Consider the following 17,976-nt stretch of genomic DNA (forward strand, 5'->3'; position numbering starts at 1 on the left):
CGGGAGTATGGATGGGCTAATAAAATGTCTCGCGCCAGGGATGGCGCGAGACGAGTGAGACAGGCAATAGCGGATTGACGTTTCTATGCTCCAGGTGCGACTAACGCGCCGGAGGTTTGAAGTATCACCTGCACTGACGCCGTATTATTTTTTACGCCATTTGCGCGTCAGCGGTTTTTCTATCTCAACAATCAGGAACAGCACGGCAGACACGGCCAGTGGAACTAACCAGAAGCTCAGCGGCAGCGGCACGGTGCCAAACAGCGTGTTCATAAACGGCAGGTAGATAATCGCCAACTGGAGCAGTACCAGCACGCCGCTCACTATCCATATTCCGCGGTTTTTCAACAGGCCGCGGCTCAGCGAGAAGCGCTCAGTGTCACGGCAGTTCAGCATGTATACCCACTGTGCGGTTACCAGAGTCTGTAACAGCGCGGTGCGGATAAATTCAGCGCTGTAGCCGCGAGGCTGAAGCCAGGCTTCCAGCATAAAGGCACTGACCGCAATCAGGATGCCCACAAAACCGACGCGCCAGATAGCATAACCATCCATAACGTGCCGTTTGGCGTCTCGTGGTTTCCGGCGCATCACATTTTTATCGGCTTTCTCAAAGGCCAGACCGAATGACAGCGTGGCGGATGTCGCCATGTTCATCCACAAAATCTGCACTGGCGTCAGCGGCAGCAGGTTGCCCATTAACATGGCAATGATAATCAACAGTCCCTGGGCCAGATTGGTTGGCATGATAAACAGAATGGTTTTCTTCAGGTTATCGTAGACGCGGCGGCCTTCCTTCACCGCGTTGGCGATGGTGGCGAAGTTGTCATCGGTGAGTACCATATCGGCGGCTTCTTTCGTCACCTCGGTCCCCTTGATGCCCATCGCGATGCCGACATCAGCCTGTTTCAGCGCCGGTGCATCGTTGACGCCATCACCGGTCATACCGACGACTTCACCTTTATCCTGCAACGCCTTGACCAGACGCAGCTTATGCTGTGGGCTGGTGCGGGCGAAGATATCGTAGCGGATCGCCGCATCGGCCAGTTCGCTGTCTGTCATGTGCTCCAATTGGTAGCCTGTCAGCGCGTTGCGACCATCGCCGATGCCCAGCATTCTGCCGATTGCCATCGCTGTTTCCTGATGGTCGCCGGTGATCATTTTCACGCGGATACCGGCACGATGGCAGTCGGCAATGGCCTCAACCGCTTCCGGCCGTGGTGGATCCATCATTGCGGCAATCCCGCAGAAAATCAGGCCGTTTTGCAGGCACTGGTGAGTCAGTGCGGACTGGTCGGCTGCAACGGGTTTACAGGCGCTGGCGACCATACGCAGACCTTCGCGGGCGAAGCGCGCAATCTCATGTTCCCAGTACTGCAGATCGAGGGGGGCGATGCCTTCCATCGTCATTTGCGATTCACACAGTTTCAGCAGCACATCCGGTGCGCCGGTCACTAAAATTTTGTCTTCCCCAGCAATTTGGTGGTGAGTCGCCATATATTTCCAGGCGGAGTCGAAAGGAATTTTATCAATGAGTTGAATTTCTTTCGCAGGCAAATGCCCTTTCGCCGCCAGTACCTTCAGTGCACCCGCAGTCGGACCGCCGGTAATGCTCCAGTTGCTCTGGGCATCCTGGATAATGGTGCTTTCATTACATAAATCGACGTTACGCAGGAACTGACTGAGCAGAGGATGTGCAGTTGGATCGATCGGCATTTGTCCGTCTTCGCTGAGGAAACGGCCTTCAGGACGATAGCTGTTGCCTTCCACCCGAAGGTTTTCACCCGCCAGCAGCACTGCTTTTACCGTCATTTCATTCATGGTCAGCGTGCCGGTCTTATCGCTGCATACCACCGTCATCGCACCCAGTGTTTCAACCGTAGGCAGCTTACGAATAATGGCTCGCTTACTGGCCATTGCTTGTACGCCAAGGGAGAGAATAATCGAGATGATTGCCGGCAGACCTTCGGGTACGGAGGCCACAGCCAGACCGATCAGCGACAACAGCAGTTCGCCCAATGGCATATCGCGCATCACCAGGCTGAAGACGAACAGGGAGGCCATCATTGCCAGAATTATCAGGAAAATCATGTTACCCAGCTTATCCATCTGTACCAGCAGCGGCGTGCGCAGCGGTTGGATGTCAGCCATCATATGGTTGATTTTCCCCAGTTCGGTTTTGCCGCCGGTCGCGATAACAATACCGGTGGCGCTGCCCGCACTGACGGTGGTGCCGGAGAAAGCCAGGTTGTCGCGATCACCAATCATCACTTCGGCTTCGATTATCGCGGTTTGCTTGGTGACGGCGGTGGATTCACCGGTCAGGATCGCCTCTTCAACCCGCAGATTATGGGCCTCAATCAGACGTAGATCGGCAGGGATGCGATCGCCTGCCCGCAGAATCACGATATCGCCGGTCACCAGTTCGCTGGCTTCAATGGTTTGTATCTGACCGTCGCGCATCACCTGTGTCTGGGTAGGCAGCATATTTTCAATGCTTTTCAGTGATTTTTCGGCGTTGTTTTCCTGCACGAAACCAATCAGTGCATTGATAACCGCCACGCCCAGGATCACCGCGGTATCCACCCAATGCCCCATGATGCCAGTTAACGCCGCAGCGACCAGCAACACATAGATCAATACATCGTTAAAATGGGCCAGAAAACGTATTAGCGCGTTTTTTCCTTCGCGCTGGGGCAGTTGGTTCGGGCCCTCTTCGGCCAGACGTTTTTTCGCTTCTTCCGCAGATAATCCTGTCGGAGCACTGGTTAATCTCTTCAGTACTGTTGCAGTATCGTAACGATACCAGTCAACGGTAGGTTTCTCGCAGGAAGAGGCTGGAGGTAATCGCGACATAGATATTCCTTCAGATAAGTTATTAAATTAAAAATTCGCTGATGGAAGCTATGTTGCAGGAACGATGATAAACACTTCGTGATCGCAACTCGTTTTTTCCAGCGATATGCTGAAGGTTTAATAACCGTTTAAAGTACGGTAGTGGAGTAAATATTTGTGCTTAAGATAGCGAGATGTGCTTAGCCTGGTTAGCATAAAGGATGTTGCATGAGTCATAACCGTATAAAGCGAGGCGTTAACGTGGGGAAAGTCATGGTAGACAAGTGGCAGTTGTGGATAGCAGGAGCCTGTTTAACCGTTATTACAGGTATGGCACATGCGGACTCTCTGGATGCGCAACGTAGCCGTTATCTGCAAATCAAGCAGGCATGGGACAGCAATCAAATGGAGACGGTGGCACAGTTGATGCCCACGTTGCGAGATTATCCCCTTTATCCTTACCTTGAATATCGTCAATTAGCGCAGGACCTGGATCAACAAAGCAGTTTTGTAATTGCAGACTTCATCAAAAAATATCCGACCTTACCACCAGTCAGCTCCCTCTCGGCGCGTTTCGTTAACGAGCTGGCCCGCCGTCAGGACTGGCGAGGGCTGTTGGTGTTTAGTCCTGTTCCGCCAAAACCGGTAGCGGCGCGCTGTAACTGGTATTACGCCAAGTGGGCAACCGGTCAGCAACAAGTGGCTTATGACGGCGCTAAGTCTGTCTGGCTGCGTGGTACCACGACACCGACGGCTTGTGACAAGCTGTTCAGTGTCTGGCAGGGCGCGGGGCAACAAACACCGATCACCACCCTGGAACGTATTCGTCTGGCAATGAAGGAGGGAAATACCAGTCTGGTTAATGCTCTCGCCAGGCAGCTCCCGGCGGATTACCAGACCATGGCTAACGCGGTGATGGATTTGCAGAACAATCCGCAAAATGTGGAATCCTTTGCCCGCAATGTCGGCCCAACTGATTTTACCCGCCAGGCGACCTCTATCGCTTTTGAGCGCGTGGCGCGTGACGATGTTGAAAATGCCCGCACGATGATCCCCACCCTGGTTCGCTTGCAGAAAATGAGTGAGCAGGAAGAGCAGGCGCTGAAAGAGACCGTGGCCTGGCGGCTGATGGGGAATGATGTCACTTCAGAGCAGGCGCACTGGCGCGATGATGTGGTGATGCGCAGCAATTCCACCTCGCTGATTGAACGGCGGGTCAGAATGTCGCTGGGCAATAATGACCGGCGAGGCTTGAACACCTGGATAGCTCGTCTGCCGGTGGAAGCGAAAGAGAAGGATGAGTGGCAGTACTGGCAGGCCGACTTATTGTTCGGCGAAGGCCGTAAAGATGAGGCTGAGACCATCCTGCGTAAATTAATGCAGGAGCGGGGTTTCTACCCAATGGTGGCCGCGCAACGGTTGGGGGTGGATTACACCATGCAAATCGATAAAGCGCCGGAGCCGGACAGCAGCCTGACTCAGGGGACAGAAATTGCCCGTGTGCGTGAGTTGATGTACTGGGGAATGGACAACCTGGCCCGTACGGAGTGGCGTTACCTTGTTGCCAGTAAAACCAGTCGCCAGCAACAGCAACTGGCACACTATGCTCGTGAGCAAAACTGGTGGGATCTGAGTGTGCAGGCGACCATTGTGGGTAAGTTGTGGAACAGCCTGCAGGAGCGCTTTCCGCTGGCGTATCAGCCGCAATTCAACCGTTACAGTCAGGGAAAAGCGATTCCGGTTAGCTATGCGATGGCCATCGCCCGTCAGGAAAGCGCCTGGAATCCGAAAGCCCGCTCGCCGGTTGGCGCTTCTGGTCTGATGCAGATCATGCCTGCCACGGCGCAGCATACGGTGAAGGTTTACAGTTTGCCTGGCTACAGTAACAGTAGTCAGTTGCTGGATCCGGAAACCAATATTCAGATTGGTACGCAGTATCTGGAATCGGTTTACCAGCAGTTCGGCCAGAACCGTATCTTTTCCTCGGCAGCCTACAACGCGGGGCCGTCACGCGTCCGACGCTGGCTGAGCAACAGTGCCGGACGGCTGGATTCTGTGGCTTTTATTGAAACGATTCCATTCTCGGAAACGCGTGGTTACGTGAAGAACGTGCTGGCCTATGACGCTTACTACCGTCATTTCATGGATAAACAGGACAAAATTCTATCCGACAGCGAGTGGCAGCGCCGCTATTGATCTGCGGTGGCTTGTGCTATGCTGATGTACTCGTTGACGAGTATGGGCTACACATGAGCGAATCTTCCGTACCCTTAACCATGGAACCGCACAATGAAGAGTGGCAGCGTTTTGTAACGCTGCTGCAACGTGCTTTTAAAGACGAGCTGCATTTGCCGCTGTTGCAACTGATGATGACGCCGGATGAGCGCGAAGCGCTGGGTACGCGTCTACGGATTATTGAAGAATTGATGCGCGGCGCATTAAGTCAGCGTGAGCTGAAAAATGATCTGGGCGTGGGCATTGCGACGATTACGCGAGGTTCGAACAGTCTGAAAAGCGCGCCGCCAGCGTTGAAGGCGTGGCTGGAGGCGCAGTTGCTCAGTGGCTCAGATACGCTCTGATTCGTGCGCTTTCCATTGGTAGATATCATTATGAAACGGGCACAATGCAAGGATGAGTGCCTGATGATACACGCTGGTGCGCGTCAGATGTCCGGCGGTAAATACCCCAATAGCGCCGCCCTGGTGCTTGATGTTTTCAATGCCGGTCAGATGTGCCATCTCTTCACCCAGTTCACGGCCTTCATGGATGCCTTTCATCACCACGGCAGGTAGTGTAAAACTGGCGGAACGAGATTCTCCGCGCAGTTTATGGTTTTCCACGACTATCCACGCAAAGGCGTTGTCGTCTTCGATACCGGCTTCAATGGCTACCCAGAAATTGGCTTCCGGACGGACCTGGCGAGCATTCATGACGCGCTGACGTGCGCCAGTTCTCGTTTCACCATTTGTCAGGGGCTGGAGTGCGACGCCACTGTCGACCTCGACCCCCTCAATCTGGCAAGATCCCGCTCCGAAGATATCGCTGAATGCCTGATAAATTGCCTTAATTTTGGCTGGATTGGTGGTAGCAGCGACAACATGGTACATAATTGTTTGAACCCTTTACGCAAATTTGTCGCAGTATAACGGAAAATAGCAATGTTACAGGTCTATCTTGTTCGCCACGGGGAAACACTATGGAATGCAGCGCGACGCATTCAAGGGCAGTCGGACAGCGCGCTGACTGCAAAAGGAGAGCAGCAGGCATATCAGGTGGGGGAGCGGGTAAAGAATCTCGGTATCACCCACGTTATCTCCAGTGATTTGGGACGCACAAAGCGTACGGCTGAAATTATTGCTGATGCTTGTGGTTGCAATGTTACGTTTGACCCGCGTCTGCGCGAACTGAACATGGGCGTGCTGGAGCAACGGCCGATTGATTCGCTAACGGAAGAAGAAGAGCGGTGGCGCAAGACGCTGGTGGATGGAACGGAAAATGGCCGTATCCCCAATGGTGAATCGATGGCGGAAATGGCGGCCCGGATGCATGAAGCGTTGAATGCCTGCCTCAAGCTGCCTAAGGGGAGTCGTCCGCTGTTGGTTAGCCACGGGATGGCGCTGGGCGTGCTGGTCAGTACATTGCTGGGGCTGCCGGCCCATGCTGAGCGTCGTCTACGTTTACGCAACTGCTCAATTTCCCGCGTGGATCACCAAAAAAGCGCCTGGCTGGCTGAGGGGTGGGTGGTAGAAACCGCAGGGGATGTCTCGCATCTGGCGTTGCCTGCGCTGGACGAATTACAGCGTTGAAATACTCTGCATACTGCCAGTGGCAGGGACGTTGATTGTAGCCTGGATGTTCACGGGACTTATTTGAGCAAACGCGCCATGATCAATGGGCCATACACCTGCCATGAATTTATTCTGATGGGGGCGTACTGATCGGTTTGTTGTTCGCTGCCGTCAGATTCTGATTCATTCTGACGGCCTTATCTCTTGCGAAGCTGACGAGCAGACCTGTTCAAAAACGCAGTGAGTATTTTGTTCTTATCACCCGAATTATTTTGGCCATGATCACGCCGTTTTTGAATCTGCCAGCGTACGGATTGGGATCAGATACTCGCAGTGGATATCCGCTGGCGGCTCGTGGGGGGTTATCCCCCCATGGGTATAGAAGCGCTCGATATCCTGGCCCTGGCGGCGTGTCAGCTGTAATGTCGGCATGCAGGTGCCGTAGAGCAACAGGATAAAATCTTGCAAATTTTTGCGGGGCCCTTCGTAAGTAAACTGCACGTATTCTCCGCCTTCCAGTAATACCGTCTGGGTTGACTGCATCGGCTGTGACAACTGGTCTGAAGGTACCGCGGTGGTATACAGGATCTCCTGCTCGTCGTCTTTTTCCACACTGGGACGAGCCTGATGTAGGCCGTATAACACCGGAGGCACCTTATCCCTTTCCGTCAGGAACTGATTCCAGAAGTGATGGCGCATCTCGTCCCGGTAGCTGGAGATTTGCTCCAGAGTACAGGTGTAGTTCTGTGTTTGCCCGATCAGCACGGTTTCCGGCAGGGTAACATAGGTCGCTTCCGGCACGTTGAAGTCGTCCAGTCGAATGGGCGGACGCAGCCCGAATGAGTTCCAGTCTGACGAACGGCGGTAGTAAGCCGGGGTCTGGTTGAACTGTTTCTTGAACGCACGGGTAAACGTCTGCTGTGAGTCAAAGCGATACTGTAAGGCAATGTCCAGAATTGGACGGCTGGTCAGACGGAGTGCCACAGCGGCTTTTGACAGTCGACGGGCGCGAATATAAGCACCAATCGCGTGTCCTGTGACTTCCTTAAACATGCGTTGCAAATGCCATTTTGAATAACCAGCCTTAGTGGCCACATTGTCCAGGGACAGGGGTTGGTCAAGGTGGCTTTCAAGCCAGGTTAGCAAGTCACGGATGATACCGGCTTGATCCATAAATCGTCCTCATCCTACTCAAAATTGGTGCAATGGAAAAAATTTCACGTCGCACTAACGTCACATACACACGGTTTTTTACAGCGCTAACTATGTTATACCAGTATGAGCCAAATCTGCAGTGATTGTCTCCACCTGTGCGAAAACCTTAAGTGTTAAGGCGGTTTTAACTTACAATGTCCTCTATTTTCTTTACAATGGTAACGTTATGGCAATGAGAAAATTGTTAATAGTCACTTCGGTAATATTAACATCCTTTTCCACCCAGGCAGAAGAGGTGGGGTCTGTTGATACGGTATTCAAAATGTTTGGGCCAGATCATAAAATTGTTGTTGAAGCGTTTGATGACCCGGACGTAAAAAATGTAACTTGTTATATCAGTCGGGCAAAAACCGGTGGTATCAAGGGAGGTCTGGGTCTGGCGGAAGATACCGCCGACGCAGCCATTTCCTGTCAGCAGGTTGGCCCGGTCGAACTCAGCGATGATATTGTCCAGGGGAAATCAGAGGGCGAGGTGGTATTTCGTAAGCGTACGTCCCTGGTGTTTAAAAAACTGCAGGTGGTACGGTTTTATGATAAAAAACGTAATACGCTGATTTATCTGAGTTATTCCGATAAGGTTGTGGATGGGTCGCCTAAAAATGCCCTGAGTGCCGTACCCATTATTCCGTGGAATAAATAATCTGGAAAGAAAAGGGCCAGAAGAATGGCCCTTTTGCTGTCAAGCTCAATGCTGAGACTTAGTCTTGTAAATCACCGCAGAAACGATAGCCTTCGCCGTGGATGGTGGCGATAATTTCTGGTGTATCCGGCGTGGATTCGAAATGCTTACGAATACGACGGATAGTCACATCTACAGTGCGGTCATGCGGCTTCAGTTCGCGGCCTGTCATTTTTTTCAACAGGTCTGCACGGGTCTGGATCTTGCCTGGGTTTTCACAAAAGTGCAGCATGGCGCGAAACTCACTGCGCGGCAACTTGTACTGCTCGCCCTGTGGGCTGATCAGCGAACGGCTATTGATATCCAGCTCCCAACCGTTGAAGCGATAGCTTTCAACCAGTTTACGCTCTTCGCTTTGCGGTGCCAGATTCATGGTTCGCGACAGTAGGTTACGGGCGCGGATAGTCAGTTCTCGTGGGTTGAACGGTTTGGTAATGTAATCATCAGCACCAATTTCCAGACCCAGGATCTTGTCGACTTCGTTATCGCGTCCGGTCAGAAACATCAAGGCCACATTGGCTTGCTCACGTAATTCACGTGCCAACAGCAGGCCATTTTTACCAGGCAAATTGATATCCATGATTACCAGATTGACATCATTTTCAGTCAAGACCTGATGCATTTCTGCGCCATCCGTAGCTTCATAAACCATGTAGCCTTCGGCCTCAAAAATACTTTTGAGAGTATTACGAGTAACTAGTTCGTCTTCAACGATAAGTATGTGCGGGGTCTGCATGTGTTCGCTACCTAAATTGCCAACAAAACGATATGGGGCATACAACGGCTAAATAACCTGCTATAAAACAGGGGCATTATCATGCGTATTTCAGTCGTCGTACAGAATATGTTCAAAAGCCATCAAAGACCGGGCAGTGTAATCTGTCGATAAGGGCTTATCCCCGTCACGGCACGATCAAAATGGCGTATATCCTAACCTCATTAACAGCGACATAACAGCACAAGCCACAAGCAACCAGCGATAATTAAGGCTTAATTGACTTATATCAAACCAATTGTAGCACGTTAACTCATTTATGAAAAACCCTTCATGGAATGCTGGTTTAGCTCACAAAATTGATTATTTAGTGGGTATTGGGTCGGACTCTTCTGGAGAGTGGATAGCTAAAATTTAACATTTATTAATTGTTTGAAGTAAATAGGATTATAGAGAGATAAATGTTTTTATCTCTGATTTAAGAGAAAATATGTCATATCTTTTGGTTATAACAGATTAGTATTTTTGACTCATGTTTAAAAATTGTTAAATGGTACATCGTGTTTTTTTAATCTCTCGTCCGTGTCAATATTGCCGCCTTTGAACGACCAGCAGGCAATTCTGTGTTCTTCTTAATTACGGCTATCCTCTGATCATACTGAAATGGATAAATTCTGGATCAGGATAATGCCATGCCCGAAGAGGCGTTGATGGCCTCGCCCAGTGATTGGAATGGCCGGTCCACAGGCGTCGTGGTGAGCAGAAAAGTGTTTGGATAAAAGGCCTGGTGAGTTCGTATTTTTTAGAAAAATATTCTGTTTTTTTTTATTTTTTTAATGTGTCGTGACGATTTTGAGCAAAAATATGACAAGATTTCGGGGGCCGGCTATTAGCACTGGACGGTCGTCGGGCGATAAAAAAATTGACTTGTAAGGGCGTTTGCTTTACTTCTGATACTCGACAGAATTCACAGACAGACGATAAATTTACCATGCGTACAAACAGCCGGATGACAACCATCATTATTATCACCACCATTACTACAGGTAACGGTGTGGGCTGACGCATTCAGGAAAAACAAAAAAAAGCCCGCACCTAAACAGTGCGGGCTTTTTTTTCGGCGAAAATTCAGGAGAGTTTGAAAATGCGAGTGCTGAAATTCGGTGGAACTTCAGTAGCCAATGCGGAAAGATTTTTGCGCGTGGCTGACATTTTGGAAAGTAATGCGCAGCAGGGACAAGTTGCTACCGTATTGTCTGCGCCAGCAAAAATTACTAACCATCTGGTGGCGATGATTGAGAAGACCATCAGCGGACAGGATGCACAAGCGAATATTCGCGATGCGGAGGGCATTTTCGCGGCGTTGTTGCAGGGGCTGGCGACGGCGCAACCGGGGTTCAACTATGACAGGTTGAAAGCGGTGGTGGACGAGGAGTTCGTCCAGTTAAAACAGGTTTTGCATGGTATCAGCCTACTGGGCCAGTGTCCGGACCGTGTGAACGCCGCTATTATTTGCCGCGGCGAGAAGCTCTCTATCGCGATTATGGCGGCTCTGCTGCAGGCGCGAGGTCATGGCGTCAGCGTTATCGATCCCGTCGAGAAGCTGCTGGCTGTAGGGCATTATCTGGAATCCACCGTTGATATTCCTGAATCAACCCGGCGAATCGCCGCCAGTAAAATCCCGGCAGAAAACATGATATTGATGGCGGGTTTCACCGCCGGTAATGATAAAGGCGAACTGGTGGTGCTGGGACGTAACGGTTCCGATTATTCTGCCGCTGTGCTGGCGGCTTGCCTGCGCGCCGACTGCTGCGAAATCTGGACTGACGTTGATGGGGTGTATACATGCGATCCGCGCCAGGTGCCAGATGCCAGACTCCTCAAATCGATGTCTTATCGGGAGGCAATGGAGCTGTCCTACTTTGGCGCAAAAGTGTTGCATCCCCGTACCATCGCGCCAATTGCCCAGTTCCAGATCCCCTGCCGGATTAAAAATACGGCTAATCCGCAGGCGCCGGGTACGTTAATCGGTGGTAATAGTCCGGATGACGATAATCCGGTGAAGGGGATTACCAACCTCAATAATATGGTGATGTTCAACGTTTCCGGCCCGGGGATGAAAGGCATGATCGGCATGGCGGCCCGGGTGTTTGCGACCATGTCACGCAGCGGTATTTCCGTGGTATTGATAACGCAATCCTCTTCTGAATACAGCATTAGCTTTTGCGTGCCGCAGAGCGACTTGCAGCGGGCGCGTCGCGTGCTGGAAGATGAATTCTATCTGGAATTGAAAGATGGTCTGCTGGAGCCATTGGACGTGATGGAAAATCTGGCGGTTATCTCCGTGGTCGGTGATGGCATGCGTACTCAGCGGGGGATTTCGGCTAAATTCTTCTCGGCGCTGGCGCGGGCCAATATTAATATCATAGCGATTGCGCAGGGCTCGTCTGAGCGATCCATTTCAGTGGTGGTGAATAACGAAGATGTCACTACCGGTGTGCGGGTTGTACACCAGATGCTGTTTGCTACCGATCAAGTGATAGAAGTGTTTGTTATCGGCGTGGGTGGCGTGGGTGCGGCGCTGATCGAACAGTTGCATCGTCAGCAGGCCTGGTTGAAGAATAAACACATCGACCTGCGAGTCTGCGGCATCGCTAACTCAAAAGCGTTGCTGACCCATGTTCATGGCATTGTACTGGATAACTGGAAAGAGGCATTACAGCAAGCGAAAGAACCCTTTAATTTGCCGCGTCTGAACCGCCTGGTGAAAGAGTATCATTTGCTTAATCCGGTGATTGTTGACTGTACCTCCAGCCAGGCATTAGCCGACCAGTATGCGGATTTCCTCGCGGATGGTTTCCATGTGGTGACGCCGAATAAAAAGGCCAACACGTCTTCATATCATTACTATCAGCAAATACGTGCGGCGGCGGCGAAATCACGTCGAAAATTCCTGTACGATACCAATGTGGGCGCGGGCCTGCCGGTTATCGAAAACTTGCAAAATCTGTTGAATGCCGGTGATGAGTTGCTGCGTTTCTCCGGTATTCTTTCCGGTTCGCTGTCCTTTATTTTTGGTCAGTTGGATGAAGGCGTTTCACTGTCAGACGCCACCAAAATGGCGCGTGAAATGGGCTTTACCGAGCCGGACCCGCGTGATGACCTTTCCGGAATGGATGTGGCGCGCAAACTGCTGATCCTGGCGCGTGAAGCGGGTTATCAGTTGGAACTGAGCGACATTGAGATTGAGGCTATCCTGCCAGAAGAGTTCATCGCCATTAACGACGTGGAAACCTTTATGGCCCGGTTGCCGGAGCTCGATAATATTTTTGCTTCCCGTGTGGCCAGTGCGGCAAAAGAGGGTAAAGTGCTGCGTTTCGTCGGGGTCATTGAAGAAGGTGGGCGCTGTCGGGTAAAAGTTGATGCGGTGGACGGCAATGATCCACTGTATAAAGTGAAAAACGGCGAGAATGCGCTGGCTTTCTATAGTCGTTATTATCAGCCTATTCCGTTGGTTCTGCGCGGTTACGGTGCGGGTAATGATGTGACTGCCGCAGGTGTGTTCGCCGATCTACTGCGAACCTTGTCATGGAAGTTGGGAGTTTAACAATGGTCAAGATTTATGCCCCTGCCTCAATCGGCAATGTGAGCGTGGGCTTTGATGTGCTGGGCGCGGCCGTTTCCCCGGTGGATGGTTCGTTGCTGGGGGATTGTGTGACGGTGGAAGCGGCCAGTGAGTTCAGCTTACGCAACGAGGGGCGCTTTGTCAGCAAGCTGCCGACGAACCCGCAGGCAAATATTGTCTGGCAGTGCTGGGACCGTTTCTGTAACGCTATTGGCAAACGGGTTCCGGTGGCGATGACGCTGGAAAAAAACATGCCAATTGGTTCCGGTCTGGGTTCCAGCGCCTGTTCAGTGGTGGCGGGTTTAATGGCGATGAACGAACACTGTGGTAAGCCGCTGAATGAGACTGAACTGCTGGTACTGATGGGCGAACTGGAAGGGCGGATTTCCGGCAGTGTGCATTATGATAACGTCGCGCCTTGCTTCCTTGGCGGTATGCAACTGATGCTGGAAGAAAATGGCATTATCAGCCAGCAAGTGCCGGATTTTGAGCACTGGTTATGGGTGATGGCTTACCCAGGCATCAAGGTTTCCACAGCGGAAGCTCGGGCTATTCTGCCAGCGGAATACCGCAAAGAAGACATTATTAAACATGGTCGCTATCTGGGCGGATTTATTCATGCCTGCCATACACAGCAGCCTGAACTGGCGGTGAAGCTGATGCGGGATGTGATCGCCGAGCCATACCGCACTAAACTTTTACCGGGGTTTGCTGAAGCCCGTCAGGCGCTTAATCATATCGGCGCTCTGGCCTGCGGCATTTCTGGCTCCGGTCCAACGTTGTTTGCCGTCAGCGATCAAGCGGATACGGCTCAGCACATGGCAGACTGGCTTCGTCAGCACTATCTACAAAATGATGAAGGCTTCGTTCATATTTGCCGCATTGACACGGCAGGCGCACGTAAACTGGGATAACGCATGAAACTGTATAATCTAAAGGATCATAACGAGCAGGTGAGCTTCTCGCAGGCGGTGAAACAGGGATTGGGCAAACAGCAGGGGCTGTTTTTCCCACTTGAGTTGCCTGAGTTTGAGCTGACCGATATTGACGAGATGCTCGACATGGATTTCGTCAGCCGGAGTAGCAAAATTCTCTCGGCTTTTATCGGTGACGAAATTGCGCCGCATCAATTGCATGAGCGCCTGAAAAGTGCGTTTACTTTCCCCGCCCCGGTGACCAAAGTCACCGATGATATCTCTTCGCTGGAACTGTTCCATGGCCCGACGCTGGCTTTTAAAGATTTCGGTGGCCGCTTTATGGCCCAGATGCTGTCCTGGGCTAGCGAAGCCGATGAGAAGATAACCATTCTGACCGCGACCTCTGGCGATACCGGGGCCGCTGTCGCCCATGCTTTCTACGGGATGGATAACGTGCGCGTGGTTATCCTCTATCCGCAAGGCAAAATCAGCCCGTTGCAGGAAAAATTGTTCTGTACGCTGGGCGGCAATATCCAGACCATCGCGATTGATGGCGATTTTGACGCCTGTCAGGCGCTGGTCAAACAAGCCTTTGATGATCAGTTGTTGAAAAAAGCTATTGGCCTCAACTCCGCCAACTCAATCAATATCAGTCGTTTGCTGGCGCAGATTTGCTATTACTTCGAAGCCGTGGCCCAGCTACCACAGGAAAAACGTAACCAACTGGTGATTTCCGTCCCGAGTGGTAATTTTGGCGATCTGACGGCAGGTTTGCTGGCGAAATCCCTGGGATTGCCAGTGAAGCGTTTTATCGCCGCCACCAACACTAACGATACCGTTCCCCGGTTCCTGGCTGAGGGTGAGTGGCGACCCAATGCCACGGTTGCCACGTTGTCGAATGCGATGGATGTCAGCCAGCCGAACAACTGGCCGCGCGTGGAGGAAATTTTCCGTCGTAAAACCTGGCGGTTGACTGATTTGGGCTACGGTGCGGTAGATGATGAAACCACCAAAACCACCCTTCGTGAACTGGCCTCGCTGGGGTATATCTCTGAGCCTCATGCGGCTATCGCTTATCGTCTGTTACGCGATCAACTGCAGGAAGGGGAGTTTGGTCTGTTCCTGGGAACGGCTCATCCGGCGAAATTTAAGGAGAGCGTGGAAGCGATCCTCGGTCAGACATTGTCCCTGCCAGAAGCATTAGCTGAACGCGCTAATCTGCCGCTATTGTCACATCAGATGGCGGCGAATTTTGCTGAACTGCGTGCGTTCTTGCTGCACAAATAAGCCCGCCGGCCCTGACTATCTGGTCAGGGCCTTTTCAGCACGGTATTTCTTGAATCATTTCAGCCTCAGGATAAAAAGCGTGAACAGATCTGACCCCGAAGAAGCGAGGTCAGCAGGCTGAATCACGCAGTATGCGCAGGTGCGCTGTCCCGCCGGACCGTAGCCAGCAGCACCGGTGCTCTGTCGCATGAGGGGGAGCATCAGGCCATTTCTGGGCGTTTGAACACCAGCTCATGGTCGCTGCTTTCGTCCGCAGCAAAACAATAGCCATCCACATCGAATTGCTGCAGCTGCGCTGGTTTCGTCAGACGGTGGGTAATAATGTAACGACTCATCAGGCCGCGCGCCTTTTTGGCATAGAAACTGATTACCTTGAATTTGCCGTTTTTCTCATCCAGGAACACCGGCTTGATGATGCGACCCTGCAGTTTTTTCGGCTGCACGGCTTTGAAATATTCGTCGGAAGCCAGGTTTATCAGTATATCGTCCCCCTGCTCGGCGAGCGCCGCATTCAGCGCATCAGTCAGGCGTTCTCCCCAGAAGCTGTAGAGATCTTTCCCGGCTGGATTTTCCAGTTTGACGCCCATTTCCAGACGGTACGGCTGCATCAGATCCAACGGGCGTAGCAGGCCATACAGGCCAGATAACATGCGCAGATGCTGCTGAGCGAAATCGAAATCTTTTTCGTTGAAGGTTTCAGCCTGCAGGCCGGTGTAAACGTCCCCTTTAAACGCCAGGATAGCCTGACGAGCGTTGTCCGGCGTAAAGGGCGTTTGCCAGTTTTGGAAACGTCCCGCGTTTAAATCAGCCAGCTTGTCGCTGATGCTCATCAGTGAGCCAATCTGCCGGGGCGTGAGTTTTCGCGCCACCGCAATCAGTTTGTGGGCATCATCCAGCAGCGCCGGTTGGGTGAAACGGTCGGTGGCCAGCGGACTGGTAAAATCCAGCGTTTTAGCCGGGGAGATAACCATCAACATGACAGGATCCTTATAACAACGCCCGATAAGGCAACAATGAGCAAGGCGCTACTGTAACAAAAAAGGGCGATGAAAAGATAAATCGCTGCCATTGCCGCCACTTATTTCCGGCGACGGATGAGGTGCCTGTCAGGCTAATTTAGCACTCAGTGGCCTCATGGCAACCTTACCTTGCATGGCAGGTGGCGCGTGATATCATCCATTACAGAGATATTCAAGACCCCGATAACGCTACTTTGATGAGAATGACAACTATGACGGACAAACTGACTTCCCTGCGTCAACTCACTACCGTGGTTGCTGACACCGGCGACATTGCCGCGATGAAGCTGTACCAGCCACAAGATGCCACCACCAACCCTTCCCTGATCCTGAGCGCCGCACAGCTTCCTGAATACCGTAAGTTGATTGACGAGGCGGTAGCCTGGGCTCGCCAGCAGAGCAGCAAGAAGGAAGAGCAGATTCAGTATGCTGCGGATAAGCTGGCCGTGAACATCGGGCTGGAAATCCTCAAGCTGGTGCCTGGTCGCATTTCTACCGAAGTGGATGCCCGTCTGTCATATGATACTGAAGGCAGTATTAATAAAGCGCGTTCTCTGATCAAATTGTATAACGACGCCGGTATCAGTAACGATCGTATCCTGATCAAACTGGCCTCAACCTGGCAGGGGATCCGCGCGGCGGAGCAACTGGAAAAAGAAGGTATCAACTGTAACCTGACGCTGTTGTTCTCCTTTGCTCAGGCGCGGGCGTGTGCAGAAGCCGGCGTGTATCTGATTTCTCCGTTCGTCGGCCGTATCCTGGACTGGTACAAAGCCAATACCGACAAGAAAGAGTATGCCGCGCATGAAGATCCCGGCGTGGTTTCGGTGTCTGAAATCTACAAATATTATAAGCAGCATGGTTACGAGACCGTGGTGATGGGTGCCAGCTTCCGTAACATTGGCGAAATCATCGAGCTGGCGGGGTGTGACCGTCTGACTATCTCCCCAGGCTTACTGAAAGAACTGGCCGAGAGCGAAGGTACGCTGGAGCGTAAACTGTTCTGGAGCGGAGACGTGAAAGCGCGTCCGGCGAAAATGACCGAATCTGAATTCCTGTGGCAGCACAATCAGGATCCAATGGCAGTGGACAAACTGGCGCAGGGCATCCGTAACTTTGCCATCGACCAGGGCAAACTGGACAAGATGATCGCTGACTTGCTGTAAGTAAAGTATGTCGTGGCTGGGGATTCCCGGCCACGCTTTTCCCTCGCTGTACATCCTGCGTTGCAATGTTTATGCTTTCTCTTCAATTCCCCTTATAATCCCGCGTCCGCGTACCTCAGATGGTCGCAATCACGGTGACGACACGATGAATACATTACGCATAGGATTAATTTCTGTTTCCGATCGCGCCGCCAATGGCATTTACCAGGACCAGGGGTTGCCTGCGCTGGAAGCATGGCTGGCCCAGGCTCTGACTACCCCGTTCACCCTGGAAAAGCGCCTGGTGCCGGATGAGCAATCAATCATTGAGCAGACGATCTGTGAGCTGGTGGATGAGTTGTTCTGCCATCTGATACTGACCACGGGCGGTACAGGTCCGGCACGGCGTGATGTCACACCCGACGCCACACTGGCGATCGCCGATCGGGAGATGCCGGGTTTTGGTGAGCAAATGCGCCAGATAAGTTTACACTTTGTGCCGACCGCGCTCCTTTCACGTCAGGTGGGGGTCATCCGTAAACAGTCGTTGATCATCAATTTGCCGGGCCAGCCGAAATCGATCAAAGAAACTCTGGAAGGGTTGAAGGACGCGGAAGGACGGGTACACGTTCACGGTATTTTTGCTAGCGTACCGTATTGTATCCAACTGCTGGAGGGGCCCTATGTGGAGACCAATGCGGCGGTGGTAGCAGCATTTCGTCCTAAAAGCGCCCGACGCGAGACAAACAGCTAA

At 52.0% G+C, this 17,976-nt stretch carries 14 protein-coding genes and 1 other annotated feature; of the genes, 9 read left to right on the plus strand and 5 right to left on the minus strand.

From position 1 onward, the window contains the following. Window positions 1–144: 144 nt before the first annotated feature. Window positions 145–2,853 carry a cation-transporting P-type ATPase gene (locus EH228_RS17680; protein ID WP_152322937.1) on the minus strand — a complete coding sequence of 903 codons (2,709 nt, stop codon included), beginning with the start codon at window positions 2,851–2,853 and terminating at the stop codon, window positions 145–147. 252 nt (window positions 2,854–3,105) lie between these two features. Between EH228_RS17680 and sltY the strand changes: the two genes are divergently transcribed. Beyond that, the gene (sltY, locus tag EH228_RS17685; RefSeq protein ID WP_152323147.1) at window positions 3,106–5,028 is read left to right on the plus strand and encodes a murein transglycosylase; all 1,923 of its coding nucleotides are present in this window, start codon (window positions 3,106–3,108) and stop codon (window positions 5,026–5,028) included. 53 nt (window positions 5,029–5,081) lie between these two features. Beyond that, window positions 5,082–5,411 carry a trp operon repressor gene (trpR, locus tag EH228_RS17690; RefSeq protein ID WP_152322938.1) on the plus strand — a complete coding sequence of 110 codons (330 nt, stop codon included), beginning with the start codon at window positions 5,082–5,084 and terminating at the stop codon, window positions 5,409–5,411. Here the strand turns inward: trpR and yjjX are convergent. Continuing rightward, complete coding sequence (yjjX, locus tag EH228_RS17695; RefSeq protein ID WP_152322939.1) at window positions 5,397–5,939, minus strand: inosine/xanthosine triphosphatase; 543 nt, start codon at window positions 5,937–5,939, stop codon at window positions 5,397–5,399. The genes trpR and yjjX overlap by 15 nt on opposite strands. A 51-nt stretch (window positions 5,940–5,990) precedes the next feature. Between yjjX and gpmB the strand changes: the two genes are divergently transcribed. Continuing rightward, window positions 5,991–6,638, plus strand: a complete 648-nt coding sequence (gpmB, locus tag EH228_RS17700; RefSeq protein ID WP_152322940.1) for a 2,3-diphosphoglycerate-dependent phosphoglycerate mutase GpmB — start codon at window positions 5,991–5,993, stop codon at window positions 6,636–6,638. 264 nt (window positions 6,639–6,902) lie between these two features. Here gpmB and robA read toward each other — a convergent pair whose 3' ends face one another. After that, window positions 6,903–7,793: an MDR efflux pump AcrAB transcriptional activator RobA gene (gene robA, locus EH228_RS17705; protein WP_152322941.1), complete on the minus strand. Its 891-nt coding sequence runs from the start codon at window positions 7,791–7,793 to the stop codon at window positions 6,903–6,905. A gap of 208 nt (window positions 7,794–8,001) precedes the next feature. Here robA and creA point away from each other — a divergent pair, with 208 nt between their 5' ends. Then, window positions 8,002–8,475: a protein CreA gene (creA, locus tag EH228_RS17710; protein WP_152322942.1), complete on the plus strand. Its 474-nt coding sequence runs from the start codon at window positions 8,002–8,004 to the stop codon at window positions 8,473–8,475. A gap of 58 nt (window positions 8,476–8,533) precedes the next feature. Here creA and arcA read toward each other — a convergent pair whose 3' ends face one another. Then, on the minus strand, window positions 8,534–9,250 hold the full coding sequence (gene arcA / locus EH228_RS17715) for a two-component system response regulator ArcA (protein ID WP_034936458.1): 717 nt from the start codon (window positions 9,248–9,250) through the stop codon (window positions 8,534–8,536). Window positions 9,251–10,230: 980 nt separating this feature from the next. Continuing rightward, window positions 10,231–10,348, plus strand: a sequence feature (Thr leader region). Window positions 10,349–10,373: 25 nt separating this feature from the next. Here arcA and thrA point away from each other — a divergent pair. From thrA to thrC, 3 genes are read left to right on the plus strand one after another with little or no spacing between them, the layout of a single operon-like run. Next, window positions 10,374–12,836: a bifunctional aspartate kinase/homoserine dehydrogenase I gene (thrA, locus tag EH228_RS17720; protein WP_152322943.1), complete on the plus strand. Its 2,463-nt coding sequence runs from the start codon at window positions 10,374–10,376 to the stop codon at window positions 12,834–12,836. A gap of 2 nt (window positions 12,837–12,838) precedes the next feature. Beyond that, a complete protein-coding gene (gene thrB / locus EH228_RS17725; RefSeq protein ID WP_152322944.1) occupies window positions 12,839–13,768 on the plus strand; it encodes a homoserine kinase in 930 nt (309 codons plus the stop codon). Window positions 13,769–13,771: 3 nt separating this feature from the next. Beyond that, entirely contained in the window at window positions 13,772–15,058 is a 1,287-nt protein-coding gene (gene thrC / locus EH228_RS17730) for a threonine synthase (RefSeq protein WP_152322945.1), read from the plus strand. A 200-nt stretch (window positions 15,059–15,258) separates the two neighbouring features. Here thrC and yaaA read toward each other — a convergent pair whose 3' ends face one another. Then, the gene (gene yaaA, locus EH228_RS17735) at window positions 15,259–16,035 is read right to left on the minus strand and encodes a peroxide stress protein YaaA (RefSeq protein ID WP_152322946.1); all 777 of its coding nucleotides are present in this window, start codon (window positions 16,033–16,035) and stop codon (window positions 15,259–15,261) included. Window positions 16,036–16,289: 254 nt separating this feature from the next. Here yaaA and tal point away from each other — a divergent pair, with 254 nt between their 5' ends. Together tal and mog are read left to right on the plus strand one after the other, a co-directional pair. Beyond that, entirely contained in the window at window positions 16,290–17,243 is a 954-nt protein-coding gene (tal, locus tag EH228_RS17740) for a transaldolase (protein WP_152322947.1), read from the plus strand. Between the two features lie 145 nt (window positions 17,244–17,388). Then, entirely contained in the window at window positions 17,389–17,976 is a 588-nt protein-coding gene (mog, locus tag EH228_RS17745) for a molybdopterin adenylyltransferase (RefSeq protein WP_152322948.1), read from the plus strand.

The organism is Erwinia endophytica, from assembly GCF_009295515.1.
GTDB classification, from domain to species: domain Bacteria; phylum Pseudomonadota; class Gammaproteobacteria; order Enterobacterales; family Enterobacteriaceae; genus Erwinia; species Erwinia endophytica.